This window comes from Streptomyces sp. P17 (assembly GCF_032436805.1).
Classification (GTDB): Bacteria; Actinomycetota; Actinomycetes; order Streptomycetales; family Streptomycetaceae; genus Streptomyces.
Window position 1 is genome coordinate 1 of the sequence record NZ_JAVRBF010001387.1, and the last position, 242, is coordinate 242.

1 protein-coding gene is annotated in these 242 nt (G+C 59.9%); it reads right to left on the minus strand.

What is annotated here, in order from left to right; translation table 11 throughout:
- Positions 1–242: type IV secretion system DNA-binding domain-containing protein (locus RMT89_RS45075; RefSeq protein WP_315889541.1), on the minus strand; the 242-nt coding region annotated here is incomplete at both ends.

The following is a 242-nucleotide window of genomic DNA, read 5'->3' on the forward strand; positions in this document are numbered from 1 at the left end:
GGGCCGATGATTTCCGGCACCGCGACGTTGATCATGGCGGAGATGTAGGCCTTGGTTAGCACCTCATCAGGACCTGATTGAACAATGACCTGCTTGCATCCCGTGTAGTCGTCCTTGATCCAGTCCAGCATGGAGAACATCTGCCCAGGCGTGCGCTCGGGCCATGCCAAGGCTAGGCGCTCGATAACCGCGGTGCCGTTGGCGAGCACGGCGATACAGCTGCTGGTGGTGTTCGAATCGGG